Annotated in this window: 28 protein-coding genes and 1 riboswitch; of the genes, 8 read left to right on the top strand and 20 right to left on the bottom strand. The window is 72.2% G+C overall.

Features of this window, described 5'->3' with window-relative positions; translation table 11 throughout:
* Position 1: 1 nt before the first annotated feature.
* Positions 2 to 607 (top strand): hypothetical protein, encoded by a 606-nt coding sequence (locus tag O7608_RS13870; protein WP_289210359.1) that lies wholly within the window; start codon positions 2 to 4, stop codon positions 605 to 607.
* Here O7608_RS13870 and O7608_RS13865 read toward each other — a convergent pair.
* From O7608_RS13865 to O7608_RS13855, 3 genes are all read right to left on the bottom strand, one after another.
* Positions 590 to 1,120 (bottom strand): DUF6328 family protein, encoded by a 531-nt coding sequence (locus O7608_RS13865; RefSeq protein ID WP_289210358.1) that lies wholly within the window; start codon positions 1,118 to 1,120, stop codon positions 590 to 592. The genes O7608_RS13870 and O7608_RS13865 overlap by 18 nt on opposite strands.
* 79 nt (positions 1,121 to 1,199) lie before the next feature.
* Positions 1,200 to 1,943: a TIGR03943 family putative permease subunit gene (locus O7608_RS13860; protein ID WP_289210357.1), complete on the bottom strand. Its 744-nt coding sequence runs from the start codon at positions 1,941 to 1,943 to the stop codon at positions 1,200 to 1,202.
* Positions 1,940 to 2,917 (bottom strand): permease, encoded by a 978-nt coding sequence (locus tag O7608_RS13855; protein WP_289210886.1) that lies wholly within the window; start codon positions 2,915 to 2,917, stop codon positions 1,940 to 1,942. The genes O7608_RS13860 and O7608_RS13855 overlap by 4 nt, the downstream gene beginning before the upstream one ends.
* 254 nt (positions 2,918 to 3,171) lie before the next feature.
* Positions 3,172 to 3,276, top strand: a riboswitch (TPP riboswitch).
* Here O7608_RS13855 and O7608_RS13850 point away from each other — a divergent pair.
* The 5 genes from O7608_RS13850 to O7608_RS13830 all read left to right on the top strand — a co-directional run bounded on the left by O7608_RS13850 (position 3,272) and on the right by O7608_RS13830 (position 8,589).
* Positions 3,272 to 3,871 (top strand): ECF transporter S component, encoded by a 600-nt coding sequence (locus tag O7608_RS13850; RefSeq protein ID WP_289210356.1) that lies wholly within the window; start codon positions 3,272 to 3,274, stop codon positions 3,869 to 3,871. (Overlaps the previous riboswitch by 5 nt.)
* A 40-nt stretch (positions 3,872 to 3,911) precedes the next feature.
* Positions 3,912 to 5,330, top strand: coding sequence for an ABC transporter ATP-binding protein (locus O7608_RS13845; RefSeq protein ID WP_289210355.1), 1,419 nt, complete (start codon positions 3,912 to 3,914; stop codon positions 5,328 to 5,330).
* A gap of 29 nt (positions 5,331 to 5,359) precedes the next feature.
* A complete protein-coding gene (locus tag O7608_RS13840) occupies positions 5,360 to 6,133 on the top strand; it encodes an energy-coupling factor transporter transmembrane component T family protein (protein WP_289210885.1) in 774 nt (257 codons plus the stop codon).
* A 222-nt stretch (positions 6,134 to 6,355) separates the two neighbouring features.
* Positions 6,356 to 8,065 (top strand): PHP domain-containing protein, encoded by a 1,710-nt coding sequence (locus O7608_RS13835; RefSeq protein WP_289210354.1) that lies wholly within the window; start codon positions 6,356 to 6,358, stop codon positions 8,063 to 8,065.
* A gap of 11 nt (positions 8,066 to 8,076) precedes the next feature.
* Positions 8,077 to 8,589, top strand: a complete 513-nt coding sequence (locus O7608_RS13830; RefSeq protein WP_289210353.1) for a hypothetical protein — start codon at positions 8,077 to 8,079, stop codon at positions 8,587 to 8,589.
* An 83-nt stretch (positions 8,590 to 8,672) separates the two neighbouring features.
* Here O7608_RS13830 and O7608_RS13825 read toward each other — a convergent pair whose 3' ends face one another.
* The 7 genes from O7608_RS13825 to recO form a co-directional block, all read right to left on the bottom strand.
* The gene (locus tag O7608_RS13825; RefSeq protein WP_289210352.1) at positions 8,673 to 9,371 is read right to left on the bottom strand and encodes a class I SAM-dependent methyltransferase; all 699 of its coding nucleotides are present in this window, start codon (positions 9,369 to 9,371) and stop codon (positions 8,673 to 8,675) included.
* Complete coding sequence (locus O7608_RS13820) at positions 9,368 to 10,207, bottom strand: ABC transporter ATP-binding protein (RefSeq protein ID WP_289210351.1); 840 nt, start codon at positions 10,205 to 10,207, stop codon at positions 9,368 to 9,370. Before O7608_RS13820 ends, O7608_RS13825 begins: the two co-directional genes overlap by 4 nt.
* Positions 10,204 to 11,202, bottom strand: a complete 999-nt coding sequence (locus tag O7608_RS13815; RefSeq protein ID WP_289210350.1) for an ABC transporter substrate-binding protein — start codon at positions 11,200 to 11,202, stop codon at positions 10,204 to 10,206. Before O7608_RS13815 ends, O7608_RS13820 begins: the two co-directional genes overlap by 4 nt.
* A gap of 30 nt (positions 11,203 to 11,232) precedes the next feature.
* The gene (locus O7608_RS13810; protein WP_289210349.1) at positions 11,233 to 12,318 is read right to left on the bottom strand and encodes a FecCD family ABC transporter permease; all 1,086 of its coding nucleotides are present in this window, start codon (positions 12,316 to 12,318) and stop codon (positions 11,233 to 11,235) included.
* A gap of 224 nt (positions 12,319 to 12,542) precedes the next feature.
* Entirely contained in the window at positions 12,543 to 12,764 is a 222-nt protein-coding gene (locus O7608_RS13805) for a hypothetical protein (protein WP_289210348.1), read from the bottom strand.
* 322 nt (positions 12,765 to 13,086) lie between these two features.
* Positions 13,087 to 13,893, bottom strand: a complete 807-nt coding sequence (locus O7608_RS13800) for an isoprenyl transferase (protein ID WP_289210347.1) — start codon at positions 13,891 to 13,893, stop codon at positions 13,087 to 13,089.
* 2 nt (positions 13,894 to 13,895) lie between these two features.
* Positions 13,896 to 14,666, bottom strand: a complete 771-nt coding sequence (gene recO, locus O7608_RS13795; protein WP_289210346.1) for a DNA repair protein RecO — start codon at positions 14,664 to 14,666, stop codon at positions 13,896 to 13,898.
* A gap of 113 nt (positions 14,667 to 14,779) precedes the next feature.
* Here recO and O7608_RS13790 point away from each other — a divergent pair, with 113 nt between their 5' ends.
* The gene (locus O7608_RS13790) at positions 14,780 to 15,574 is read left to right on the top strand and encodes a DUF4097 family beta strand repeat-containing protein (protein ID WP_289210345.1); all 795 of its coding nucleotides are present in this window, start codon (positions 14,780 to 14,782) and stop codon (positions 15,572 to 15,574) included.
* Between the two features lie 5 nt (positions 15,575 to 15,579).
* On the opposite strand, the gene era is transcribed toward O7608_RS13790, so the two are convergent.
* The 9 genes from era to hrcA form a co-directional block, all read right to left on the bottom strand.
* Positions 15,580 to 16,494, bottom strand: a complete 915-nt coding sequence (gene era, locus O7608_RS13785; protein WP_289210344.1) for a GTPase Era — start codon at positions 16,492 to 16,494, stop codon at positions 15,580 to 15,582.
* On the bottom strand, positions 16,491 to 16,868 hold the full coding sequence (locus O7608_RS13780) for a cytidine deaminase-like protein (RefSeq protein ID WP_289210884.1): 378 nt from the start codon (positions 16,866 to 16,868) through the stop codon (positions 16,491 to 16,493). The genes era and O7608_RS13780 overlap by 4 nt, the downstream gene beginning before the upstream one ends.
* A complete protein-coding gene (locus O7608_RS13775) occupies positions 16,861 to 18,294 on the bottom strand; it encodes a hemolysin family protein (RefSeq protein ID WP_421359992.1) in 1,434 nt (477 codons plus the stop codon). The genes O7608_RS13780 and O7608_RS13775 overlap by 8 nt, the downstream gene beginning before the upstream one ends.
* Positions 18,291 to 18,758: an rRNA maturation RNase YbeY gene (ybeY, locus tag O7608_RS13770; protein ID WP_289210343.1), complete on the bottom strand. Its 468-nt coding sequence runs from the start codon at positions 18,756 to 18,758 to the stop codon at positions 18,291 to 18,293. Before ybeY ends, O7608_RS13775 begins: the two co-directional genes overlap by 4 nt.
* Before the next feature lie 15 nt (positions 18,759 to 18,773).
* Positions 18,774 to 19,832 (bottom strand): PhoH family protein, encoded by a 1,059-nt coding sequence (locus O7608_RS13765; protein ID WP_289210342.1) that lies wholly within the window; start codon positions 19,830 to 19,832, stop codon positions 18,774 to 18,776.
* A 178-nt stretch (positions 19,833 to 20,010) separates the two neighbouring features.
* Entirely contained in the window at positions 20,011 to 20,361 is a 351-nt protein-coding gene (locus O7608_RS13760) for an HIT domain-containing protein (protein WP_289210341.1), read from the bottom strand.
* Positions 20,362 to 20,380: 19 nt separating this feature from the next.
* A complete protein-coding gene (locus O7608_RS13755; RefSeq protein WP_289210340.1) occupies positions 20,381 to 21,124 on the bottom strand; it encodes a 16S rRNA (uracil(1498)-N(3))-methyltransferase in 744 nt (247 codons plus the stop codon).
* Between the two features lie 24 nt (positions 21,125 to 21,148).
* On the bottom strand, positions 21,149 to 22,282 hold the full coding sequence (gene dnaJ / locus O7608_RS13750; RefSeq protein WP_282229387.1) for a molecular chaperone DnaJ: 1,134 nt from the start codon (positions 22,280 to 22,282) through the stop codon (positions 21,149 to 21,151).
* Positions 22,283 to 22,353: 71 nt separating this feature from the next.
* Complete coding sequence (gene hrcA / locus O7608_RS13745) at positions 22,354 to 23,376, bottom strand: heat-inducible transcriptional repressor HrcA (RefSeq protein WP_289210339.1); 1,023 nt, start codon at positions 23,374 to 23,376, stop codon at positions 22,354 to 22,356.
* 317 nt (positions 23,377 to 23,693) lie between these two features.
* Between hrcA and O7608_RS13740 the strand changes: the two genes are divergently transcribed.
* Entirely contained in the window at positions 23,694 to 24,260 is a 567-nt protein-coding gene (locus O7608_RS13740; RefSeq protein WP_289210338.1) for a DUF4870 domain-containing protein, read from the top strand.
* A gap of 144 nt (positions 24,261 to 24,404) precedes the next feature.
* Here the strand turns inward: O7608_RS13740 and hemW are convergent, their stop codons facing one another.
* A complete protein-coding gene (hemW, locus tag O7608_RS13735) occupies positions 24,405 to 25,628 on the bottom strand; it encodes a radical SAM family heme chaperone HemW (RefSeq protein ID WP_289210337.1) in 1,224 nt (407 codons plus the stop codon).
* Positions 25,629 to 25,637: the final 9 nt, after the last annotated feature.

The raw sequence follows: 25,637 nt of genomic DNA, 5'->3' as shown, positions 1-25,637 counted from the left end.
CATGCAGATCTACGCCGACCGTTTCCCCGCCGCCGCCCGGCAGTTCGCCACCGATCTGATCGTCGTCGCCTGGGTCTACCTGTGGATCCGTGCCGCGCTCTGGCTGCACGAGCAGGTCGCTCGGCTCGCCGGCCCCGGCCGGACCCTGCAGGACGCCGGTGCCGGGCTGGCCGACAACCTCGCCGACGTCGGCGGCCGGGTCGGTCGGGTACCGCTCGTCGGTGACGAGTTGACCGCCCCGTTCACCCAGGCCGCCGGTGCCGCCAGATCGGTCGCGCAGGCCGGACGTGAGCAGCAGGACCTGGTCGCCGACCTGGCCGTGGCGCTCGCCGTCACCATGCTGATCTTCCCGGTGGGGCTGGTGCTGTTCGGTTGGCTGCCGCTACGCATCCGGTGGATCCGGCGGGCCAGCGCCGCCGTGGCCCTGCGTGACCTGCCGGCCGGTCAGGACCTGCTGGCGCTGCGGGCGCTGGCCGGTCGTCCGCTGGCCGCGATCACCGCGATCGACCCGGACGTGGCGGCCCGCTGGCGCGACGGTGATCCGCAGGTCACCGCCGCGCTCGCCGCGCTGGAGCTGCGATCCCTCGGGCTACGGGTGCCGCGCTGACGTCTGGTGACCGGCGGCATCGCCGCTGGCCGTCCCCTCGTCGTCGTCCTCGTCGTCGTCGCGCAGCCAGCCGCGGTGCACAAACGGCAGAGCGGCCCAGAAGGTCAGGAACCAGAGCCCGGTGATGCCGCTGAGGACGAACCCGACCGTCCGCGGCAGGATGAAGTCGGTGACCAGCAGAACCGAGCTGACCATCGCCACCAGCATGAAGCCGAGGCCGCCGCTGGCCATCCGGTGGGCGAACCGGACCAGTTCGGGCTTACGGCCCTGGCGGAACAGCACCCGGTGGAACGCCACCGGCGAAATGATCATCGCGGCGGCGGCCGCCGCCGCGAGCAGCGCGACCACGTAGATGTCGCGCTGGAACGCGGTCGTGTCCGGGAAGCCGCTGCTGAACGGCAGCGTCAGCAGGAACGCGAAGAGAATCTGGACGCCGGTCTGGGCGACTCGAAGCTCCTGCAACAGGTCGGCGAAATTCCGTTGCCACCGTTCCCGCTCGGTCTCCCGGCTCATCCGTCTGGTCCCTCCCGCCACGTCCGTCACGTTGAAACGGCGGACGGGAAGATGCCCCGGACCGGCAGAAGTGAAACCTCTACTCGTACTGCTGCGCCGGCGGCTCGATCTCCTGCCAGGATTCGACCCCCAGGTACGGGATGCTCGCCCCGTTCACCGGGTCGGTGCCGATCCGGTCGCTGTACCGGCCGACCACCGCGATCCAGGTGTCCACCGGCAGCCCGGTGGGGGCGCTGCCGTCCATCCCGACCTTGATCGGTCGGCCGTCGGCGGCGCAGCAGGACAGCACGATACGGGCCAGCATCGGCTCGCCGTCCGGCCCTTCGGCGACGAAGCCGGTGAGCCGTACGGTCCGACCGTCCAGTGACCGACCCTCGTCGAAGATCGCCCGGGAGGCGTAGTCGAGGACGCTGATCTGGGCCGGGTCGCCGTCGGGCAGCGGTGGATAGTCCGAGGATGCCTGCTCGGCGCTGAGCGCGGTACCGGCCTGCGCGGCGGCGTACGAACCCAGCGCGGGCGGGGCGACCAGCAGCAGGCCGAGCACCGGCAGGATCAGCAGCCAGCCGACCCGCGGCTCGTGGTGGGCGTGGCCGTGACCGTCGTCGTGGTGGTCGTGGCCGTCGTCGGCCGGGGCGGGTGCGTTGCGCCGCCGCAGGTCGTGCCAGAGCGTCATGATGCCGGCGGCGACCAGCAGCAGGCCCGCGACGATCAGGAACGGCTGCAGCACCTCCTTGACGTAGCGCAGGTACATCTCGGTGACGCTGGCCTTGACGACCGCGCCGCCGAGCAGCAGCAGCACCACACCTTGAGCCTGCTTGTTCACAACAGCACCGTCCCCACCGCGACCGCCACCACTATGGCGATCAGAAAGGTCGCCGGAGCGAACCGGTACGCGAACCGGCGCCCGAACGTACCGGCTTGCATCGAGATCAGCTTCAGGTCGACCATCGGGCCGACGACCAGGAACACCAGTCGCGAGGTGAGCGAGAACTGCGACAGCGACGCGGCGACGAACGCGTCGGCCTCGGAGCAGATCGACAGCAGTACGGCGAGCACCGCCAGGGCCAGGATGGACAGCACCGGGTTGTCGGCGAGGGTCTGCAGCCAGCGCTCCGGCACCAGAACGTTGATGCTGGCGGCGGCCATCGCACCGATCACCAGGAAACCGCCGGCGTGCATGATGTCGTGCCGGACGGCCGCCCAGAAGGCCCGGGCGCGGGACAGGTCGTCCAGATCCGGCCGGTGCGGCAACCGGATCCAGTCGGTGCGGCCCAGCCGCAGCCACAGCCAGCCCATCACCATCGCGACGATCAGGCTGGCGACACCCCGGCCGAGCACCATCTCCGGGTTGTTCGGGAAGGCGACGGCCGTGGCGACCAGCACGATCGGGTTGATCGCCGGCGCGGCCAGCAGGAACGCCAGGGCGGCGGCCGGCGCGACGCCCCGGCGGATCAACGACCCGGCGATCGGCACCGAGCCGCACTCGCAGCCGGGCAGCACCACGCCGGCCGCGCTGGCCACCGGCACCGCCAGCGCCGGATGCTTCGGCAGCGCCTTCGCCCAGAACGACCGGGGCACGAAGACCGCGATGACCGCGGAGAGCACCACGCCGAAGACAAGGAACGGCATGGCCTGGACCATCACCGAGACGAAGACGGTGGTCCAGGTCTGCAGCCGGGGGTCGGAGATCAGGCCGGCCAACGGCTCGCGGAAGATCACCAACCCGATCAGTAGGAAGGCGAGCACCTCGACCGAGCCGACCCGGTCGCCGAACAGTCGCCGCCGGGGCGGCCGCAGGGCACCGGGCGACCCGCCGGAAGCGCCCGAGGCCGACAGGTCGTCGGCGTCCGACGTACCCCAGTCGACCTCGTCACCGGGGCGCGCCCGACGCGTCGCGGTGCGATCGGCAGCGGTCACGGAAGGTCGGTCCCCTCGCTGGACGGGTCGATGCGGGCACCCCACGATAACGCGTCCGGGGGTGCCCGCCGCCACACCCGGACGTCGCCTCTGTTCGCACCGGTCGCCCGGTGCTAGCGTCGACGGAACAACCTCATGTCCGACAGGGGAGCGCAGACAGCGCTGAGAGTGCGGGGAGCCCGCAGACCCTCGAACCTGATCTGGGTAATGCCAGCGCAGGGAGTTGGAGCGACGATGACGCTACGCAGTACCTCCGTCGACCGCCGTTGGCGGACCGTCGACATCGTGGTCGCCTCGGTGATCGCGGTCGCCTTCGGGGTGATCTTCTGGGCGTGGGGGCTGGTCTGGGCAGCCACCGAGGCCGCGTTCACCTTCTTCCCGCCCGCCCAGGCGGTGCTGTACGGGGTGTGGCTGGTGCCGGCTGTGCTCGGTGCCCTGGTGATCCGCAAGCCGGGGGCCGCGCTCTTCTGCGAACTGGTCGCCGCGTTGGTGTCGGCGGCGCTGGGCAGCCAGTGGGGCGCCGTGGTGGTGCTCCAGGGCCTGGCCCAGGGCGTCGGCGCCGAGCTGGTGTTCCTCGCGGTGGCGTACCGCTCGTTCCGGCTGCCGGTGGTGCTGGCCGCCGGGGCGGCCGCCGGGCTCGGCGCGGCGATCTTCGACCAGGTCCGGTACTACGCGCCGTACGATCTGGTCACCTTCCGGATCCCGATCTTCGTCGTGACCGTGGTCAGCGCGATCGTGCTGGCCGGTGCCGGCAGCGTCGCGCTGACCCGGGCACTGGCCCGGACCGGGGTGCTCGACCGGTTCCCGGCCGGCCGCGACCGCACCATGGTGTGAGCCGGGCCGAGCCGGGCCGTCGGCTGAGCCGGGCCGCGCGGTGAGCCGGCTGGAGCTGCGGGGCTTCGGCTGGCGGCACGCCGGCCGCCGGGCCTGGGCGGTGCGCGACGTCGACCTGCGGATCGGCGCCGGCGAACGGGTCCTGCTGCTCGGGCCGTCCGGCGCGGGCAAGAGCACCCTGCTGGCGGCGATGGCCGGGCTGCTGCCGGCCGACTCGGGCGAACAGGCCGGCACGGTCGGCGTCGACGGGCTCGACCCGCGCAAGGCCCGCGACCGGGTCGGCATCGTCTTCCAGGATCCGCAGACCCAGCTGGTGATGGCGCGCAGCGGTGACGACGTGGCGTTCGGGCTGGAGAACCGGGGCGTACCGGCTCCGGAGATCTGGCCACGGGTCGACGCCGCGCTGGCCCGGGTCGGTTTCCGGTACGGCCGGGACCGGCCGACCGCCGCGTTGTCCGGTGGCGAGCAGCAGCGACTCGCCCTGGCCGGGGCGCTCGCGCTGCGCCCGGACCTGCTGCTGCTCGACGAGCCGACCGCGAACCTGGATCCGGCCGGCGCCGACCTGGTCCGCGACGCGATCGCCGGCGCGCTGGCCGACGATGACGACACCACCCTGGTGATCGTCGAGCACCGGGTGGCGCAGGCGCTGCCGCTGGTCGACCGGGTGGTGGTGCTGGAACCCGGTGGCGGGGTGCGGGCCGACGGCCCGCCGACGGAGGTCTTCGACCGGTACGGCGGACAACTGGCCGCCGACGGTGTGTGGGTGCCCGACCAGCCACTTCCGGTACGGCGGTCCGGTCGACCCGCCGGTGCGCCGCTGCTGCACGCCGACCGGGTCGGGTTGCCGCCCCGGCTGGCCGTGCGCGCCGACGAGGTGCCGGTGCACGCCGGGGAGGCGCTGGCCGTACTCGGGCCCAACGGGGCCGGCAAGACCACCCTGGCGTTGCTGCTCGGCGGGCTGGTCGCCCCCGGTGCGGGCGCGGTACGGGCGACCGCAGCGCTGACCGGTGGGCGGGTCGGGGCGGTGCCGCACCGCTGGCGGGCGCCGGAGCTGGTCCGCCGGATCGGTTCGGTGTTCCAGAACCCGGAGCACCAGTTCGTCACCACGACCGTGGCCGACGAGTTGGCGCTCGGCCCGCGCCGCTGCGGTCTGCCGGAGCCGGCGGTCGGTCGGGTCGTCGACGAGCTGCTCACCCGGTTGCGGCTGGACCGGCTGGCGCGGGCGAACCCGTACACGTTGTCCGGTGGTGAGGCGCGGCGGCTGAGTGTGGCGACCGCTCTGGCCACCGCGCCGCAGCTGCTGGTGCTCGACGAACCGACCTTCGGCCAGGACCGCCGGACCTGGATCGAGCTGGTGGAGCTGCTGGCCGGGTTACGCGACGAGGGGCACGCCGTCGTCGCGGTCACCCATGACGCGGATTTCGTCGACGCGCTGGCCGACCGGCGGCTGGCCCTGTGACCGGCACCGTGGACGTGACGGCGGGCGCGGTGACCGGTGCGGCGCGGCCGGCGGTGCTGGCCCGGCGCAACCCGGTGGCGAAGCTCGTCGCGGCGTTGATCTTCTCGGTGGCGCTGCTGGCCACTCTGGATCCGCTCACCCCGGCGATCGCGCTCGCCGTCGAGGTCGCGGTGATCCCGCTGTTCGGCCTGCGCTACCGCACCGTGGCCCGGCGGATGCTGCCGGTGCTGATCAGCGCGGCCGGTCTGCTGGTGACCCTGCTGCTGTTCGCCGCCGAGCGGTCCGGGACCGTACTGCTGGCCGCCGGGCCGCTACTGCTGACCACCGGAGTCCTGATCACCGCGCTCGGCCTGGCATTGCGGCTGCTCGCCGTCGCGCTGCCCGGGGTGCTGGTCTTCGCCACCACCGACCCCACCGATCTGGCCGACGCGCTGATCCAGAATGCCAAGGCACCGCCCCGGTTCGCCATCGGTGCGCTCGCCGCCTTCCGGATGGTGCCGATGCTCAGCGCCGAGTGGCAGCTGCTGACGATGGCCCGGCGGGCACGTGGGGTGGACCCGGGCCGCAACCCGCTGCGCCGGTTGCGGCTGTTCGCCGCCACCGGCTTCGGCCTGCTGGTGCTGGCGATCCGCCGGGGAACGCGGCTGGCCACCGCGATGGACGCGCGGGGTTTCGACTCCGAGGTCGCGCGCACGAGCGCCCGTCGGCAGCGGTTCGGCGTGGCCGACGTCGGCCTGGTCGTCGGCGCGGCCGCTGTGGCCGCGTTGTCGTTGGCGACCGGGTTGGCCGCAGCGGCCGGCTGACCGGGCTGCCCGGCCGATGTCCGTGACGGCCGATGTCCGTGACGGCCGGACCGCACGGCCGGGTCCGTTCGGTGGATCCGCAGGTCACTACCGGTCGAACTGATGCACACATGGCAACGCTTTCACGCCCCGTGTGCCGCCGGGTCGACAACGTGTCGCCTGCTGTTTCCCCACCTGCATGAGATTGACCGCGACAACGTTGATCGACGAGGCGGAGCAGGAATGGGACACCACCACCACGATCACAGCCACGATCACGCCGCGACCGGTGCCGACGTACCGGCCGCTCTCGACCTGTCGGTGCCGGACGCCGAGCTCTCCGGACCCGAGGCGTCCCGGCGCAGTTTCCTGCGCAACGCCGGCCTGCTCGGCGCCGGTGCCGCCGCGTCGGTGCTCGCCGGTGGGCACGCCGCGCACGCCGCCCCGGCCGCCGACGACGAGACCTCGGCCGGCGGCGCGTCGACCGGCGACGGCGAGTTCGTCTGGCTGGCCGGCGACCACCACATCCACACCCAGTACAGCTCCGACGCCATGTACCGGGTGGTCGACCAGGCCAAGCACGCCCGCGCGTACGGTCTGGACTGGATCGTCATCACCGACCACGGCGGCGCGACCCACGCCCGCATCGGGGTGGAGAAGGTGAACCCGGACATCGTCGCCACCCGGCAGGAGATCAAGGACCTGCTGGTCTACCAGGGCCTGGAGTGGAACATCCCGTCCGCCGAGCACGGCACGGTGTTCGTCCAGCCCGGGCCGAACGAGGTCGCCGTACTCAAGCAGTTCGAGACCGACTACGACGGCTCGGTGACCGGCACCAGCGGCCCGAGCCCGGCCAACGAGGCGCTCGCCATCGCCGGCATCAAGTTCCTCGGCGACGAGGTCCGTAACCGCCGGATCGGTGGCGCCCTGTTCCTGGCCAACCACCCGTCGCGGCGCGGCGTGGACTCGCCGCACGAGATCCGCGCCTGGCGCGACGCCGACCCGACGGTGGCCGTCGGCATGGAGGGCGCGCCCGGACACCAGGCGTCCAGCCTGCCCGCGCCCGCCGGACCGGGTCGCGGTCGCGGCTACTACGAGGGCAGCCCGTCGGCGGCGTCGTTCCCCGGTTACCCGCTGGAGAGCTACCGCACCTGGGGCGGGTTCGACTGGATGACCGCCACCGTGGGCGGGCTCTGGGACAGCCTGCTCGCCGAGGGCAAGCCGTGGTGGATCAGCGCCAACTCCGACTCGCACGTCAACTACCTGGGTACGTCGATGCGCGGGCCGAACAGCGACTTCAACGCCAACGGCAGGTACGACGACCCGGTGTACGGACCGCTGATCACCACCGCCGGCGACTTCTGGCCGGGCCAGTACAGCCGTACCCACGTCGGCGCCAAGGCGTTCGGCTACCGGGCGGTGATGGACGCCATCCGGGCCGGCCGGGTCTGGGTCGACCACGGTGGTCTGATCCGGGGCCTGGACATGCGGGTCCGCCGCACCAACGACCAGCGGCCGGGCGCCGGTGCCACGCTGGGCGGAACGTTGAAGGTCAAGAGCGGTACCTCGGTCACGGTGACGCTCGACATCGACCTGGCCACCACACCGAACTGGGCGCAGTTCCTGCCGCAACTGGCCCGGGTGGACCTGATCGTCGGCGACGTGACCGGCCCGGTGACCGACGCGGACACCTTCACCGCGCCGACCGCCCGGGTGGCCGCCTCGTTCGAGGTGCAGCCCGGCCGTAAGCGGGTGTCGTTCAGCTACCCGCTGGGACGGGTGGACCGGCCGATGTACATCCGGGTACGGGGTACCGACGGCAACCGCGGCGCGCCCGGTCTGATGGGGGCGGCGGTCGACCCGCACGGCCCGGCGATGGACGTGATGGGAGACGCCGACCCGTGGCTGGACCTGTGGTTCTACGGCAACCCGATCTGGGTCCTGCCGTCCTGACCGCCACCGCCATGATCGTCACTGGAGTGAGCCTCGGGCACGCCGACGACCGCGCCGCCGAACACTGGCTGCACGAGGTGGTCGGCCCGGCCGGCGTACCCGGGCTCGTCGCCTGCACCCATCTGGTCCGTACGCCGCGCCCGCACGTGGCGGTCAGCCTGGCCGCCCCGGACGGACTGCCGGACGGTCTGCCCGCTTCCGTCGCCGGGTTCGACTCGGCGGCGGAGGTGGCGGCGGCCGAGCACCGGGAGCGTCGTTCGGGCCGGGCGGTCCTCTACCCCGGCGTCGAGTCGCTGGTCGGCGAGCTGAGTGTCGCCGAGGTGCTGGAGCGCAGCGCGATCGAGCAGGTCACCCTGCTCGGCGGCGCGCAACCGGACGGCGACACCCGGCTGGTGACCCGGGACTTCGTCCGACCGGTGTGGATCAACGGCGTACTGACGTTGATCGCCGCGCCGGTCGGGGCCGGTCGGATCGCCCCGTTCGAGTTGCCCGATCCGACCCCGTGCTGCGCCGACAAGCACTGACCGCGCACCTGCCTGTCCAGCCTCCGGTGCTGGTCACATCCAGTGGCCGGCACCGGAGGCACCCGTTGGCGGGCAGTTCCCGGTCAGCGACGGCCGGTGACGATGTACTGCAGTTTGAGCTCGTGGTCGGGTGCCACGCCGAACTGTCGGTCCAGTTCGTAGACCGAGTTCAGCGGTGCGGCCGTGACATCGCGTAGGCCGGCCTGTTCCAGCACCGCCACGGTCTGGTCAATGGTTTTCGCGGTGGCCAGCGGCAGCGCGGCGCGCACCGCGTCGTCGTAGTGGTCGGCGAAGTTCTCCGAGGCGTTGTCGAGTCCGTCGGGGAACCAGGTGCTGTCGACCACGGCGACCGTGCCGCCGGGGCGCAGCAGGCGCACCCAGTTGGCCACGGCGACCTGCGGCTCGCGCAGGGTCCACATCAGGTAGCGGCTGGTCACCGCGTCGAAGCTGGCGGCCGGGAAGTCCGGGGCGACGGCGTCGCCGTACGCGATGACGGGTCCGTCGGTCATCGCGGCCGCGTGCCGGCGGGCCTGCTCCAACATCCCCTCGGACAGGTCGATGCCGGTGACCCGGTGGCCGAGCCCGGCCAGCACGATGGCCGCCTGCCCGGTGCCGGTGCCGACGTCGAGCACGTCCAGCGGGGCCGGCGGCAGCGCCGCCGCCCAGACCTGCGACCAGGCCTGCTGGTCGGCGGCGAACCGCTCCGGGCGCTGCACGTACGCGTCGTAGCCGGGTGCCCGGCCGGTCCAGTACTCATTGATGCGATCCTGTACGGCCGTCATGCCGCGATCCTCTCCTCGGTGGCGGTGGTCTGGTCGAACGGCTGGAACAGCAGGTGGATGGCACCGTCGATGTCCAGACGCTGGATGCCGATGCCGTAGACCGGTTCGAGCACGGCCGGGTCGAGCACCTCGTCGGTGGTGCCGGCGGCCGCCACCCCGCCCTGGCCGAGCAGCACCAGGTCGTCGCAGTAGCGGGCGGCCAGGTTGAGGTCGTGCAGCACGACGATCGAACAGGTGCCGAGATTGCGGACCAGTTGCAGGATCTCGTGCTGGTAGCGGATGTCCAGATGGTTGGTCGGCTCGTCGAGCAGCAGGTGGGTGGCCTGTTGGGCCAACGCGCGGGCGATCAGCACCCGCTGGCGTTCACCGCCGGACAGGCCGGCGACGGCGCGGGCCGCCAGGTGCGCGGCACCGACCCGGGCCAGACACGCCGCCGCGATCTCATGGTCGGCGCGACTCGTGCGCTGGAACGTCGACAGGTGCGGCCCCCGGCCCAGCAGCACCAGTTCGGCGACGGTCAGGGCGATCTCGCTGCCACCGGCCTCCTGCACCACCACCGCCAGCCGACGGGCGACCTCCCGGGCCGGCAGGGCGGACAGTTCGTCGCCGTCGACCAGGACCTGACCCGAGTCGCCACTGGCGCCGCGCCCGCCACCGACGGTACGTAGGCCGCCACCGCTGCGCAGCGCGCCGTAGAGCAGCCGCAGCAGCGTGGTCTTGCCGCTGCCGTTCGGGCCGATCAGGCCCAGCACCCGGCCCGGCCCGGCGGTCACGCTCACCCCGTCGATGACCGGATGGGCTCCGTAACGCCAGGAGACCCCGGTCGCGGTGATCATGTGCCGTCCCCGAAGCGCTGCACGATGCGCTCCAACCCGTCGATCGACAGCGGGCTCGGCGGTTCGGTGAAGTTGAACAGCTGGGTCATCACCTCGCCGGTGCGGACCGCCGTCAGGTTCTCGGCGCCGGGCAGCCCGGTCAGGCCCTGCTCCACCGCCGCCGGGTCACCGTCGGAGTAGAGCAGGATCAGTACGTCGGGGTCGCGTCCGAGCAGTTCCTCCACGGTGACCTCGAAGACCCGCTCCGGTACGTCGTCGAAGACGTTACGGAAGCCGGCCGCCTCCAGCTGCGGGTGCGCCATGCTGGCCGTGCCGTAGGCGTAGGTCACCCCACCGCCGACGGTCGGATAGAGCACCGCCGCCGTCCGCCCGGACGCCACGCCGGCCTGCTGCTGGACCTGGGCCATCCGCTCCTGCAACGCGGTGACCGCCTCCTGCGCCTGCGGCTGGCGGTCGAACACCTCGCCGTACGTCCGCATCTGGGCGTAGATGTCGTCGAAGCTCGGCACCGCCGTGCTGTCGGGGCACATCGCCGGCTCCTCCAACAGTGGGATGTCCACCGCCGACAAGGTGTCGCGGGAGAGGTTGTCGACCTCACCGAGCACCAGGTCCGGCTGCTGGCTGATCACCACCTCCTTGGAGATCTGCAGGTGGCCGCTGGTGTCGGTCTTGTCGGTCAGCAACGGGATGGCGTCGAGCTCGGCCAGGGTCGCCGCGTCGTAGTACTCGGCCGGGTACTGGCCGGCGCGGGCGGTCACCCGGTCGAGCACCCCGAGCGCGTGCAGGTACGGCACGGCCGCGCTCTTGAGCAGCACGACCCGGGTCGGCGCGGCGTCGAAGGTGACGTCGACGCCGCAGTTGGTGACGGTCACCGGGTAGCCCTCGCCGGCGGCCGTGGTGGCGTTGTCGCCGGCTGCGCCAGCACCGCCGCAGCCGGCGACGAGCAGCGCTGTCGCGGACACCACCGCGAGGGCGGCGGTACGGGTCGTCTTCACGGGCTTCTCCTCGAACGTTCGTGCAGGTGGTCAGGCGGCGGTGGCGTGCAGACGGCGGATGAGTACGAGCAGGAACGGCGCACCGAGCAGGGCGGTGATGATCCCGATCGGGATCTCCTGCGGGGCGAGCAGGACCCGGGCGAGGACGTCGGCCCAGACCAGCAGGATCGCGCCGAGCAGCGCGGCGACCGGGACGACGCGGACATGCGGTGCGCCGACGATCCGGCGGGCCAGGTGCGGTACGACGAGCCCGACGAAGCCGATGCTGCCGGCGGCGGAGACCAGCACGCCGACACTGAGCGAGACGAGGACCAGCAGGCGCAGCCGGAACCGGTCCGGCGATACCCCGAGGGTCTGCGCGGTCTCGTCGCCGATGGCCAGTACGTCGAGCCGCCGCCCGACGATCGTCAGGTAGCCGGTCGTGCCGATCAGCACCACCGCGGCCACCGCCAGCAGGGCGTCCCAGCGGGCCAGGCCCAGCGAGCCGAGCAGCCAGAACATCACCGACCGGGCGCCTTCGGCCGAGCCGGAGGCGAAGATCAGGAAGCTGGTGGTGGCGTAGAGCGCGTAGCCGACGGCGACGCCGGACAGCAGCAGCCGCAGCGAGGTCACCCGGCCGCCGCTGCGGGCGATCAGGAACACCAGCAACGACGCGGCGAGCGCGCCCAGGAAAGCGCTGCCGGAGAGGGCGTACTGGCCGAAGCCGGCGCCCACGCCGAACAGGATCGCCGCGGCGGCGCCGCTGGAGGCGCCGGAGTTGATGCCGAGCAGGTACGGGTCGGCCAGTACGTTGCGGACCATCGCCTGCAACGCCACGCCGCACACCGCCAGTCCGGCACCGACGAGCATGCCGAGCAGCACCCGGGGCAGCCGTACCTGCCAGACGATGGACTGCTCCGGGAGGCTCCAGGTCACCTCGGCGGGCAGCCCGACGAGCTGGTGTCCGATGATCCTGGCGACGGTCGTCGGGGCGATCCCGATGGCACCGGAGCCGACCGCGACCAGCGCGGTGGCCACCAGCCCGACGGTCAGGACGGCCAGCCAGAGCCCGGTCCGGCGTCGCTGGGCGGCGACGCCGAGCAGATCCGCCCGGGTCGCCAGCAGGGTGGCTGCCACCGTCGGACCCCCAAGCGCCTCAAACTTGCTGTTGCAAACATCTGGCAAAAAGCTAGCAGCAAGATCAAGCGATCGGAAGGCGGTGAGTCACTGTTCACCTCGACGTCGGCCGGTGCCGACACCCGTTCACCGGGGCTCCTCCCCGGCGGACTCCCCCGGCGGGCGGCGTACCCGCCGGGGAAGCACCTCCGCCGCTGGTCGGCAGAAGGGTCCGATCCAGCTGGTCAGCTGCGCCGGAACTGGTAGTTGCGTCCCTTGCCGGAGCGCTGACCCCGACCGGAGAGCCGGGCCGGGCGGGCGTCCCTGGCCTGCGGGCCGGAGCCCGGGGCGGCGGGCCGTCGAACGTCGACGGGCAACTCGACCTCGGGCAGCGGGACCTCAGGCAGGGCGACCTCGGGCAGGGCGAGTTCGCCCGCCGAGGCCTCGGGCACGGTGAACCCGGGCATCGTCGTGTCTCGTTCTGGTCGTTGCGCCATATGAGAAGACCTCCTGGCTGCGAACCGCCACGCGAACCCGCGGCGGTGACGGGTTAGATGCGGTGGGCGGGCGCCGCAGCCACCGACGAGGTCCACGACGGCGGGACCAGACAGCCGGAGAACACCGTGACGCCCGCAGTGCCGATCGGCGGCGGGAGCCCGCACGGCACGGATCGACGGCGACCGCCGAGCGGTCGCGGCACTGCGAAAAATGGGCGTCAGAAGCGCATGACCGTCACGCTAACCGGTGTGTTCCCCCGGCGCACCCGGTTTTCCCCGACGGCAGGGTCACTCAGCCCTGGGGCGCGACCGGGTTGGGCAGCGCTCCGCCGAACCGGCGGTCCCGCTGTGCGTACAGCTCGCAGGCGTACCACAGGTGCCGGCGGTCGAAGTCCGGCCAGAGCGTGTCCAGGAAGACCAGCTCGGCGTAGGCCGACTGCCAGAGCATGAAGTTCGATGTCCGCTGCTCCCCCGACGGCCGCAGGAACAGATCCACCTCCGGCACCTCAGGGTGGTAGAGGTAGCGGGCCAGCATCTTCTCGTTGACCCGGTCCGGGTCGACCTTGCCGGCCGCCACGTCCCGGGCGATCGCGGCGGCCGCGTCGGCGATCTCGGCCTGCCCGCCGTAGTTCACGCAGAACTGCAGCGTGAGCGTGCTGTTGTGGCGGGACATCTCCTCGGCGGTCTGCAGCTCGGAGATCACGCTCTTCCACAACCGGCCGGCCCGGCCCGACCACACCACCCGTACGCCCAGGTCGACCAGCTGGTCGCGGCGACGGCGGATGACGTCACGGTTGAAGCCCATCAGGAAACGGACCTCGTCCGGCGAGCGCCGCCAGTTCTCCGTCGAGAAGGCGTACGCCGACAGGTACGGGATCCCCAGCTCGATCGCGCCCTCGACGGTGTCGAACAGCGAGAACTCGCCCTGCTCATGACCCTTGGTCCGGGGCAGACCCCGGTCCTTGGCCCACCGGCCGTTGCCGTCCATGACGATCGCCACGTGGTCGGGCAGCGCCTGCTTCGGCAGCGTCGGCGGCCGGGCACCGGACGGGTGCGGAGTGGGTGCCACCGGCGGGCGCAGGCCCCTGCCCTTGGTCATGATCAGTCTCCTGGGGAACGGTCGACCAGCGGCAGCGAGCGTAACCCGCGCTCCAGATGCCACTGCAGGTGCGCCGCCACCAGCCCGCTGCACTCCCGGCGGGCGGCCGGCTCCGAAGCGTCGGCCACCTGCCAGTCGCCGGTGGCCAGGGCCGCCATCAGGTCGATGGTGGCCGGCGCCGGATGGGCCGCGCCGGGTGGTCGGCAGTCCGGGCAGACACACCCCCCGGCCGGTACGGAGAACGCCCGGTGCCGCCCCCGGTTGCCGCACACGGCGCACTCGACCAGCGCCGGCGCCCAACCGGCGAACGCCATCCCGCGCAGCAGGTACGCGTCGAGCACCAGGGTGCCGGCGTGGCTGCCGTCGGCGAGGGCCCGCAGCGCGCCGAGGGTCAGCTGGAACAGTTGCAGGGACGGTTCGCGTTCCACCGGGGTGAGCCGCTCGGCGGTCTCGGCGATCGCGCTGGCCGCCGTGTAGCGCGGATAGTCGCCGAGGAACCGCTTGCCGTACAGGTGCAGTCCCTCGACCTGGCTGACCGTGTGCAGCGAACTGCCGCCGCCGTCCGGGTTGCCGGCGATCTGCAGGTCGACGTGACCGAACGGCTCCAGCCGGGCGCCGAACCGGGAGGTGGTCCGGCGTACCCCCCGGGCCACTGCCCGCAGTCGGCCGTGCCGGCGGGTCAGCAGGGTGATGATCCGGTCGGACTCGCCCAGTTTCTGCACTCGCAGCACCACCGCGTCGTCGCGGTAGAGCTGGCGGCGGTATCCGGGCACCGGACGATTCTCCCGGACCGGCGACCCTGACCCGATCTCAGGGTCGGGATCCGGGGCCGGTCGGTGACCATGCCGGATGTGTTCGGCGCGACGGCGGCCGTACCGTCTGGCGCATGGTTCGCCCTCGTAACGCCCGCAGTCGTACCGCCGCCGCCGTGTTCGCGGCGACGCTGATCGTCGCCGTGGCCGGCTGCGCCCCGGTCGGCGAGCGGCGGCTGGACTTCCGCCACACGGAAACCGCCGAGATCGCCGAGATCGCCATCGTCTCCGCCGGCGCCGGCGACGTGGTCGTGCGGACCCGGCCCGGGGACACCGTGGAGATTCGTCGGACGGTGCGCTACCAGCGCACCGAGCCGGAGACGACCTACCGGATCAACGGCACCGTGTTGGAGCTCGACACCGGCTGCGGCTGGCGGTGCGGGGTCTCGTACGACATCGACGCCCCACCCGGCGTGTCGGTGCGCGGCGAGAACGGCTCCGGCCAGGTGATGCTCTTCGACGTGGCGTCGGTGTCGGTGTCGGTGGGCTCCGGTGCGGTCACGGTCGACGGAGCCACCGGTGACGTGACCGCGCAGAGCGGCTCCGGTGGCATCACGGTGAGCCGGGCCGCCGGTCCGGTGACGGTGACCACGGGTTCCGGCTCCGTCGAGGGCCGTGACCTCGGCGGCGGCGGGGTGATGGCGACAGCCGGATCAGGCAGTGTGACCCTGTCGCTGACCGACCCGGGACCGGTCCGGGCCGAGGCCGCCAGTGGGTCGGTGCACGTCACCGTCCCGCCCGGCAGCTACCGGGTGCGCACCGAGACCGGCTCCGGCACCGCCAACGTGGAGATCCCGGACACCGCCGACGGCGAACATCTGATCGACGCCCGCACCGGCAGCGGAAGCATCACCATCGACCAACGGTGACCTGGTCAGAATCCCAGCTTGCGCAGCTGCCGGGGGTCGCGCTGCCAGTCTTTGGCGACCCGTACGTGCAGGTCGAGGTAGACCCGGCTGTCGAGCAGCTGCTCGATCTCCCGCCGTGACCGGGTGCCGACGTCACGTAGCCGGCTACCTCCGGCACCGATCACGATGGCCTTCTGACTCGGTCGTTCGACGTAGATGTCGGCGAAGATCCGGATCAGTGACTCCTCGGGGATCATCTCCTCGACGATGACGGCGATCGAGTGCGGCAGCTCGTCGCGGACCCCTTCCAGGGCCGCCTCCCGGATCAGCTCACCGATCAGCACCTGCTCGGGCTCGTCGGTGAGCATGTCGTCCGGGTAGAGCCGGGGCGACGGCGGCAGGTAGCGGGTCATCACGTCGACCAACGTCTGCACCTGGTGGCCGGTGGCGGCGCTGACCGGCACCACCTCGGCGAAGTCGCCCAGCTCGCTGACGGCCAGCAGTTGCTCGGCGAGCCGGCCCCGGTCGACCAGGTCGGTCTTGGTCACCACGGCCAGCACGGTCGCCTTGAGCTCGGCGATCTCGGCGGTGATGAACCGGTCGCCCCGACCGGGCACCTCGTCGGCGGGAATGCACAGGCCGATCACGTCGACCTCGCTCCAGGTCTGCCGGACCAGGTCGTTGAGCCGCTCGCCGAGCAGCGTGCGGGGCCGGTGCAGGCCGGGCGTGTCCACCAGGACCAGTTGGGACTGCGGCTGGTGCAGCACACCCCGGATCACGTGCCGGGTGGTCTGCGGCTTGTTGGACGTGATCGCGATCTTCTGGCCGACGATCGCGTTGGTCAGTGTCGATTTGCCGGCGTTGGGCCGGCCGACGAAACAGGCGAAGCCGGCCCGGAACGCCGCTGCCGGATCAGCGGACGCCGACCGACGGGAGGTCACTGCAGCACCGTACCGAGCAGCGACCCGTCCGGTGCGGCGACATGCACAGGGGCGTCGGTGGCCAGGTCACGCACGACCGCGTGCCCGGCACCGTCCAACGTCGACGCCTCGGTGACCACGGCGGCGGCCTCCAACCGGGTCGCGCCGGACGCCACCGCCGAGGCGACCGCCAGCTGCAACGCGGTGAGGGTCAACGACGGCAGCGCGACGTTCGCCCCGGCGTACGTCCGACCGTCCTGGTCGCGTACCGCCGCGCCTTCGGCGGCGCCGATCCGGGCCCGCGCACTGCGGGCCAGGACGACGAGCTTGGCGTCCTCGTCGCTGATCGGCGGCGCGGCCTGCGACCCGTTCGGGGCGCTCGGCGACTCAGGCATCGGCATGCTGCCTCTCCTCGGTACGGATCGATTCGTCGGTACGGTGGTCGTCGCGCCCGGCCGCCGGCTCGCCGCCGGCCCGCCGGCCGGCCGGCGGATCGTCGTCGGCGCTGGCGACCCGGGTCACCAGGACCGTGTCGACCCGGTTGCGGCGGCCGGTGGTGCCCTCGGCGATCAGCTGCAGTCCGGCGACGGTGATCTGCGCACCGGGGATCGGCACCCGGCCGAGCACGTGGGCCATCAACCCGCCGACCGTCTCCACCTCGTCGTCGGTGACGTCGGCGTCGAACAGCTCACCGAGATCCTCGACCGGCAGCCGGGCGGTCACCCGGACCCGGCCGTCGTCGAGCCGCTCGACCGGCGGCCGCTCGTCGTCGTACTCGTCGGTGATCTCACCGACGATCTCCTCCAGGATGTCCTCGATGGTCACCAGCCCGCCGGTGCCGCCGTACTCGTCGACCACCACGACCATGTGGGTCCGCGCGGCCTGCATCTCGGAGAGCAGGTCGTCGACGGGTTTCGACTCGGGGACGAAGGTCGCCGGTCGCATCAGCTCGACCACCGGCAGTTCGTCGCCGTCGGGGCCGCCGGACTGGGCCCGACGCACGACGTCCTTGAGATAGATGATGCCGAGTACGTCGTCGACGTTGTCACCGATGACCGGGATCCGGGAGAAGCCGGAGCGAAGGAACAGCGCCAGCGCCTGCCGCAGCGTCTTGTGCCGCTCGATCCACACCATCTCGGTCCGCGGCACCATCACCTCGCGGGCGATGGTGTCGCCGAGCGCGAAGACGGAGTGGATCATCTGCCGCTCGCCGTGCTCGACGACGCCGCGCTGCTCGGCCAGGTCGACCAGCTCCCGCAGCTCGATCTGGGTGGCGAACGGTCCCTCCCGGAAGCCCTTGCCCGGGGTCACCGCGTTGCCGATCAGGATCAGCAGCGACGCCAGCGGGTTCAACGCCCGCCCCAGCCCGCGCACCAGCGGGGCGGTGGCCCGGGCCACCGCGAACGCGTGCTGGCGGCCGATCGTACGCGGGCCGACCCCGACGACGACGAAACTGACCACGGTCATCGCGCCCGCGGTCACCAGTGCGGCCGTCCAGCCGGCGCCGAAGGTGTCGACGGCGACGAGGGCGACCAGGGTGGTGGCGGTCAGCTCACAGAGCAGCCGCAGCAGCAACAGCAGGTTGACGTGACGGACGGCGTCGGCCGCGACCAGTTGCAGGGCGCGGGCGCTGCGGCTGCCGTCCCGGGCCATCTCGGCCGCCCGGGCCGGCGAGACGACGACCAGCGCCGCCTCGGTCATCGCGATGATCCCGGCCAGTACCACCAGGCCGGCAGCGAAGATCAGCAGTTGCAGGTCCGGCAGCCCCGCGGCGCCGGCCGTGGCGGCCAGCGGGGTGCCGGACAGATGGCCTGGGTTCACTTGGCCCGGGCTTCCTTCCAGCTGTAGAGCAGGCGGGCCTGCAGGTCGAACATCTCGCGTTCCTCGTCCGGCTCGGCATGGTCGTAGCCGAGCAGGTGCAGTACGCCGTGCACGGTGAGCAGGTGCAGCTCGGCGGCGGCGGCGTGGCCGGCGGCGGCAGCCTGCTTGGCGGCCACCTCGGGGCAGAGCACGATGTCGCCGAGCAGGCCGGGCTCACCCGGGCTGGACTCGCCCGGCCCATGGTCGACGCTGCCCTCGTCCATCGGGAACGCCAACACGTCGGTCGGCCCGTCGCCACCCATCCAGCGGTGGTTGAGCTCGGCCATGTAGTCGTGGTCGACGAGCAGCAACGACAGCTCCGCGAGCGGGTTGACGCCCATTTCGTCCAGCGCGTGGCGGGCCACGGCGAGCACCGCGTCGGTGTCGACCTCGACCCCGGACTCGTTGGCGATCTCGATGGACATGTCTCTCCCGAAGCTCTATCGGCGCCGGTTCGCCCGGCCGCCGTGGGCGGTCCGGCCCTGGACCGCGTGGACGCCCTGATTCTGCTGTGCCTCGCGGTCGGCGTCCCAGCGGGCGTAGGCGTCCACGATGTCGCTGACCAGGCGGTGGCGTACCACGTCGGTGCTGGACAGCTGGGCGAAGTGCACGTCGTCGAGGCCGGTGAGGATCTCCCGTACCGTCCGCAGCCCGCTGGTCGTGCCGCCGGGCAGGTCGACCTGGGTGATGTCACCGGTGACCACGATCCGGGAGCCGAAGCCGAGCCGGGTCAGGAACATCTTCATCTGCTCGGCGGTGGTGTTCTGCGCCTCGTCGAGAATGATGAAGGCGTCGTTGAGCGTGCGCCCCCGCATGTACGCCAGCGGCGCGACCTCGATGGTGCCGGCCGCCATCAGCTTCGGGATGGAGTCGGGGTCGAGCATGTCGTGCAGCGCGTCGTAGAGCGGACGCAGGTACGGGTCGATTTTCTCGAACAGCGTGCCCGGCAGGAACCCGAGCCGCTCCCCCGCTTCGACCGCCGGCCGGGTCAGGATGATCCGGTTGACCTGCTTGGCCTGCAGTGCCTGCACCGCCTTGGCCATCGCCAGGTAGGTCTTGCCGGTGCCGGCGGGGCCGATGCCGAAGACGATGGTGTGCGCGTCGATCGCGTCGACGTACCGTTTCTGGCCGAGCGTCTTCGGCCGGATGGTCCGGCCGCGACGGGACAGGATGTTGAGGGTGAGGACGTCCGCCGGGCGCTCGGTGCCGCCCTGGGCGAGCATGCCGACGGTACGGCGGACCGCGTCGGTGCTCAACGTCTCGCCCTTGGCGATGAGCTCGAGCAGTTCGCTGAAGAGCCGCTCGGCCACGGCGTTGTCCGCCGGTACGCCCGTGATGGTGATCTCGTTGCCGCGCACGTGCACGTCGCTGGCGACGGACTGCTCGACCAACCGCAGGATCTCGTCGCCTGCACCGAGCAGGTTGACCATGATCTGCGGATCCGGGACGGTGATCCTGGTCTGCACCCGGGCCTGCCCGGGAGGTGGAGTGCCGGTCATGGGTCGGCCTGAGGGCCTTTCGCACCTGCTTCCATCTCAGCGCCCCGGCCCTGAGCGGCCGTGGCGAGCGGATTGTTCCCTATCGTATCCGCTCAACGTCGGACGCACCGTGTCCATTTCCACGCCGTCGTCCTCCACGCTGTCGTCGCCGGGTTCCACGCCGTCGTCGCCGGGTCGGTCACCGCGACACCATCGGGCCCAGCGGGGCACCGCCGAGCACGTGGGCGTGCACGTGGAAGACCTCCTGGCCGGCGTACCGCCCGGTGTTGAAGATCAGCCGGAAGCCGTCCGCGAGCAGCCCTTCGGCCTCGGCCACGGCGGCGGCGGTGGCCAGCACCTCGCCCGCCACCGCCGGGTCGGCGGCCGCCAACGCGGCGACATCCGGGTGGTGCTGCTTCGGGATGACCAGCAGGTGGCTGGGTGCCTGCGGGTGCAGGTCGCGGAACGCGACGGTGTTACGGCCGGCGTACACCAGCGGCGTCGGCAGTTCACCGGCGGCGATCCGACAGAAGACACAGTTGTCACTCACGTCACGGATGGTAGCGGCTCTACCAGCGGCCGAGCCGCGCGGACAGGACGGCCAACGCCGCGACGCCCGCCGTGGAGGTCCGCAGCACCTGCGGGCCCAACCGCACCGCCTCGGCACCGCACGCGGCGAAAGCGGCCAACTCGGCGTCGTCCACCCCGCCCTCGGGACCCACCACGAGCACGACGGTGCCGGTGGCCGGCAGGTCGACCCCGGTCAACGGGCGTCGCGCCGACTCGTGCAGCACGAACGCGGCGTCGGCCCCCGCCAGCCGGTCGACGACCGCGCCGGTGGACTCCGCCGGCCGGTCGTCCGTACCGCCGATGTCGGGCAGCCAGGGCCGACGGGCCTGTTTCGCCGCTTCCCGGGCGGTACTCACCCACCGCTGCCGGGACCGCGCCCCCCGCTCGTCGCGCCAACGGGTCACCGAACGGGCCGCCGCCCACGGGACGACCTCGTCCACCCCGACCTCGGTCATCGCCTGCACCGCCAACTCGCCACGGTCACCCTTGGCGATGCCCTGCACGACCACCAGCCGGGGATCGGCGGGGGGCGTCAGGTCGGTGTCGGTCACCCGCAGGTCCAGGCTGTGCCGGCCGACCGCCGTCACCTCGGCGGACGCGGTGCCGCCGCGCCCGTCGGTGAGCAGCAGCCGCTGCCCGACCTGCAGCCGGGTGACGGTCGCGGCGTGCCGGCCCTCGGCCCCGTCGAGGGTGTACGTCGGGCCGTCCGGCAGCCGGTCGACGAGGAACAGTGGTGCGCTCACCTCGCGCCCGGCCCCGGCCAGCCGTCAGCCGTGGCCGTTGAACGCGTCGCGCATCCGGGAGAAGAAGCCGCCCTGCTTGGTCAGCTCGGCGACCTCCTCGCCCCGCGCCTTGGCGAACTCGCGCAGCGTCCGCTCCTGCTCGGCGTCGAGCTTGGTCGGGGTCCGCACGTCGAGGTGGACGTACAGGTCACCGCGCCCGGTGCCGCGCAGGTGGGGCACCCCCCGACCGCGCAACCGCAGGGTCGCGCCGGGCTGGGTGCCGGGCTTGACGTCCACCGGTTCGTCGCTGTCCAGGGTCCGGATGGTCAGCCGGGTGCCCAGCGCGGCGGCGGTCATCGGTACGGTGACCCGGCAGTGCAGGTCGTCGCCCTTGCGCGAGTAGACGTCGTGCGGCCGCTCGTGGATCTCGACGTAGAGGTCGCCGGCGGTGCCGCCGCCCGGACCGACCTCGCCCTGCTGAGCGAGGCGGATCCGCATGCCGTCCTCCACCCCGGCCGGGATCTTGACGGTGAGCGACCGCCGGGTCCGGACCCGGCCGTCGCCGGCGCAGGTCGGGCAGGGGTGCGGGATCACCGTGCCGTAGCCCTGGCAGGCCACGCAGGGCTTGGAGGAGACCACCTGGCCGAGGAAGGTGCGCTGGACGGACTGGACCTCGCCGCGCCCACCGCAGGCCTCGCAGGTCGCCAGGTGGGTGCCGGCCGCCGTACCGGCCCCGGTGCAGGTGGTGCAGATCACCGCCGTGTCGACGGTGATCGGTGCCTCCACCCCGAAGGCGGTCTCGGTCAGGTCCAGCTCCAGACGCAGGATCGCGTCGGCACCGGGCCGGGTCCGCGAACGCGGCCCCCGGGAGCCGGCGGCGGCCCCGAAGAAGGCGTCCATGATGTCCTGGAAGCCGACGAACGGTCCGGCACCGCCCGGGCCGCCACCAGGGCCGCCGCCGGGCGCGAGCGGGTCACCGCCGAGGTCGACGATCTGCCGTTTCTGGTCGTCGGAGAGCACCTCGTACGCGGCGTTGATGTCCTTGAACTTGTCAGCCGCCGCCGGGTCCGGATTGACGTCCGGGTGGTACTGCCGGGCCAGCTTGCGGTAGGCCCGTTTGATGTCGTCAGCGGAGGCGTCCCGGCTCACGCCGAGAATCCCGTAATAGTCCTTGGCCACTGCGTTCGGTGTCCTCATGTGTCAGTCTCGCGTGTCCAGTTCGCCGGGTCAGTTGTGATCCTGCTCGCCGGTCAGTTCTGCGCCAGCAGATCGCCGACGTAGCGTGCCACGGCGCGGACCGTGGCGATCGTGCCGGGGTAGTCCATCCGGGTCGGGCCGAGTACGCCGAGGCCACCGACGATGGTGGCACCCGGGCCGTAGCCGGTGCTGACCACTGACGCGGCCCGCAGGTTGTCGATCTCGTTCTCGTCACCGATGCGTACCCGAAGCGTGCTCGGCTCGACCTCGCCGATCAGCTTGAGCAGCACGACCTCCTCCTCCAGTGCCTCTAGTATCGGGCGCAGGGAGCCCTGGAAGTCGAGCAGTCCCCCTCTGGTCAGGTTAGCCGTCCCGGCGAGCGCCAGCCGCTCCTCGTGCCGTTCGACCAGCGTCTCCAGCAGCACGGTCGACAGCGTCGTCATCGCCGGTCGCAGCGTCGGGGACGCCTCGTCGACGAGCGCCTGGACCAACGGCGGGGTGTCGGACAGCCGACACCCACCGAGTTTCTCGTTGACCAGCCGACGCAGGTCGGTCACGTCGTCGGCGCTGATCGGCGCCGGCAGCTCGACGAGGCGTTGCTCGACCCGGCCGGTGTCGACGATCAGGACGAGCATCAGCCGGGTCGTCGAGATCGGCACCAGCTCCAGGTGCCGCACGGCGGAGCGGGACAGGCTCGGGTACTGCACCACCGCCACCTGCCGGGTCAACTGGGCCAGCAACCGTACGGTCCGGTGCACGACGTCGTCGAGGTCGACCGCGCCGACCAGGAACCGCTCGATCGCCCGCCGCTCGGCGGGGCTCAGCGGCTTCACCCGGGACAACCGGTCAACGAACAGGCGGTAACCGCGATCGGTCGGCACCCGGCCCGCGCTGGTGTGCGGCTGGCGGATGTAGCCCTCCTCCTCCAGCACGGCCATGTCGTTGCGGACGGTGGCCGGCGACACACCCAGCTGGTGTCGCTCGACGAGGGCCTTGCTGCCGACCGGCTCCTGGGTGGCGACGTAGTCCTCCACGATCGCCCGGAGCACGTCGAGTTTGCGATCGTCCAGACCCATTCCCCACCTCCTGGCGACACGTCGGCGGTACGCCGACCGGGTGTGGTCCCGACCGGGTACCGCACGGGGCGGACCGAATCACCTGTGGTGCTGGCACTCGCCGATTGTGAGTGCCAGCATACGTCCCCGCGGCCGGGGTGGCGACGATCAGTTCGCCGGGCCATAGCGAACGGGGACAGTGTTTCCGATACCCGACATTTCATCGTTGTGGGCGGTCCCACTGCCCCGGGCGGGCAGTCAAGTCGAGCTGTCCGGTGGACAAATTCGTCGGCAGGGCTAGCTGGCATGACTTGATCCGCCCCCCTACCGTGACGGGCATGACTGAACCACCTCGCCCACCAGGAGAGAGCGGCTTCGGCGGCACGCCGCCGGACCCGACCTCTCCGCCACCACCCCCCGCGTCCTACTCGATGCCGGGCGAGGCCTCCTCTCCCGGATACGTCCCGCCGCCCGGCGGCGAGAACCCGCCGGGCGGCTACCCACCTCCGGGCGGCTACCCGCCCGGCGGTCCGGCGTATGGAGGTCCACCCCCGGCTGGCTACGCCAACAACGACGAGAAGACCTGGGCGCTGATCGCCCACTTCGGTGGCGCGCTCGGCGCGTTCATCAGCTTCGGTCCGCTCGGCTTCGTCGGCCCGCTGATCGCCTACCTGGCCAAGGGTCAGCAGTCCCCGGCCGTGCGGGCGCACGCGCTCGCCGCGCTGAACTTCCAGATCCTCTGGTCGGGCATCGCCTTCGTGCTGTTGTTCATCAGCTGGTGCCTGCTGTTCATCCCGAGCATCGTGGCCTTCGCGATCCAGATCATCTTCGGCGTCATCGCCGGGGTGAAGGCCAACGAAGGTGCGCTGTACAAGTACCCGATGTCGGCGAACTTCATCAAGTGACACCGGCGCCCCCGGGTTCCGACGGAATCCGGGGGCGGCCTCTTCCCGACAGGATCCGGGCGCGGCCATTTCCGGTCGGGATCCGGTGCGGGCCGGGGACGCGGTGGAGGCGACCGGGTCGGGGCACCGGAGCTGAACCGCCGGTCAGCCGAGCAGGTCCCGCACGACCCCGTCAGCCAGCAGCCGTCCACGCAGGGTGAGCACCGCCTGCCCGGCAGCGAAGACGACGGGGTCGACCAGCCCGGCGGCGGCGGCCCGCCCGGCCGCGACACGACCGGCCGCCGACAGCCGGGCCAGCGGCAGCCCGTCGGCCAGCCGCAGCCGCAGCATCACCTCTTCCATGTGCCGCTCGGCGTCGGTGAGCAGCTCCCGACCCTGCCCCGGCGACTGACCGTCGGCGAGCCGCCGCGCGTACGCCGTCGGATGCTTGACGTTCCACCAGCGGACCCCGCCCACGTGGCTGTGCGCCCCCGGGCCGAGCCCCCACCAGTCGCCGCCGGTCCAGTAGAGCAGATTGTGCCGGCACCGGGCGTCGGCCGAGTTCGCCCAGTTGGAGACCTCGTACCAGGCGAACCCGGCCGCGTCGAGGGTCTCGTCGGCGGCGAGGTAGCGGTCGGCGGCCACGTCGTCGTCGGGGTAGGGCAGCTCGCCGCGACGCATCCGGGCGGCGAGCCGGGTGCCGTCCTCCACGATCAGCGCGTACGCGCTGACGTGGTCGGCACCGGCGGCCAGCACGGCGGCCAGCGAGTCGGCGAAGTCCTCGGGGCGCTCCCCCGGCGTACCGTAGATCAGATCCAGATTGACCCGGTCGAACCCGGCCGCGCGGGCCTCCTGGGCGGCGGCCACCGCCCGCCCCGGCGCGTGCGTGCGGTCCAGGACGGCGAGGACGGCCGGTGCCGTCGACTGCATCCCGAGGGAGATCCGGGTGTAGCCGGCCCGGCGCAGCGCCCGCAGCGACGCCGGGGTGACCGACTCGGGGTTGGCCTCGGTGGTGACCTCGGCGTCGGCCGCCAGCCCCCAGGTGGTGTCGATCGCGTCGAGCAGCCGGGCCAGGTCGTCGGCGGGCAGCAGGCTGGGCGTACCGCCGCCGACGAAGACCGTGTCGACCTGCCGGGGCGGTCGGTCGGCCAGGACCCGGCCGGCCAGGTCGAGTTCGGCCAGTACGGCGTCGAGGTAGCTGTCGGCCGGTACGCCGCCACCGAGCTCCGTCGGGGTGTAGGTGTTGAAGTCGCAGTAGCCGCACCGGACAGCGCAGAACGGGACGTGCACGTACACCCCGAACCCGTGGTCGCCGGTGGTGGCGAGGGCGGACGCCGGCAGCACGCCGTCGGCGGGCACCGGCTCGCCGGCGGGGAGGGCTCCAGGCATACGGCTAGT

This window comes from Solwaraspora sp. WMMA2056 (assembly GCF_030345095.1).
Classification (GTDB): Bacteria; Actinomycetota; Actinomycetes; order Mycobacteriales; family Micromonosporaceae; genus Micromonospora_E.
This window is presented reverse-complemented; position numbering and strand designations above follow the sequence as displayed.

Coding starts and splice junctions, on each gene's coding strand:
- O7608_RS13790 (WP_289210345.1), top strand. CDS start 14,780: ATGGTTCGCCCTCGTAACGCCCGCAGTCGTACCGCCGCCGCCGTGTTC.
- O7608_RS13835 (WP_289210354.1), top strand. CDS start 6,356: ATGGGACACCACCACCACGATCACAGCCACGATCACGCCGCGACCGGT.
- O7608_RS13765 (WP_289210342.1), bottom strand. CDS start 19,832: ATGACCGGCACTCCACCTCCCGGGCAGGCCCGGGTGCAGACCAGGATC.
- O7608_RS13805 (WP_289210348.1), bottom strand. CDS start 12,764: ATGCCCGGGTTCACCGTGCCCGAGGCCTCGGCGGGCGAACTCGCCCTG.
- O7608_RS13800 (WP_289210347.1), bottom strand. CDS start 13,893: ATGACCAAGGGCAGGGGCCTGCGCCCGCCGGTGGCACCCACTCCGCAC.
- hemW (WP_289210337.1), bottom strand. CDS start 25,628: ATGCCTGGAGCCCTCCCCGCCGGCGAGCCGGTGCCCGCCGACGGCGTG.
- O7608_RS13740 (WP_289210338.1), top strand. CDS start 23,694: ATGACTGAACCACCTCGCCCACCAGGAGAGAGCGGCTTCGGCGGCACG.
- ybeY (WP_289210343.1), bottom strand. CDS start 18,758: ATGTCCATCGAGATCGCCAACGAGTCCGGGGTCGAGGTCGACACCGAC.
- O7608_RS13850 (WP_289210356.1), top strand. CDS start 3,272: ATGACGCTACGCAGTACCTCCGTCGACCGCCGTTGGCGGACCGTCGAC.
- O7608_RS13780 (WP_289210884.1), bottom strand. CDS start 16,868: ATGCCTGAGTCGCCGAGCGCCCCGAACGGGTCGCAGGCCGCGCCGCCG.
- O7608_RS13870 (WP_289210359.1), top strand. CDS start 2: ATGCAGATCTACGCCGACCGTTTCCCCGCCGCCGCCCGGCAGTTCGCC.
- O7608_RS13820 (WP_289210351.1), bottom strand. CDS start 10,207: ATGATCACCGCGACCGGGGTCTCCTGGCGTTACGGAGCCCATCCGGTC.
- hrcA (WP_289210339.1), bottom strand. CDS start 23,376: ATGGGTCTGGACGATCGCAAACTCGACGTGCTCCGGGCGATCGTGGAG.
- O7608_RS13865 (WP_289210358.1), bottom strand. CDS start 1,120: ATGAGCCGGGAGACCGAGCGGGAACGGTGGCAACGGAATTTCGCCGAC.
- O7608_RS13830 (WP_289210353.1), top strand. CDS start 8,077: ATGATCGTCACTGGAGTGAGCCTCGGGCACGCCGACGACCGCGCCGCC.
- O7608_RS13825 (WP_289210352.1), bottom strand. CDS start 9,371: ATGACGGCCGTACAGGATCGCATCAATGAGTACTGGACCGGCCGGGCA.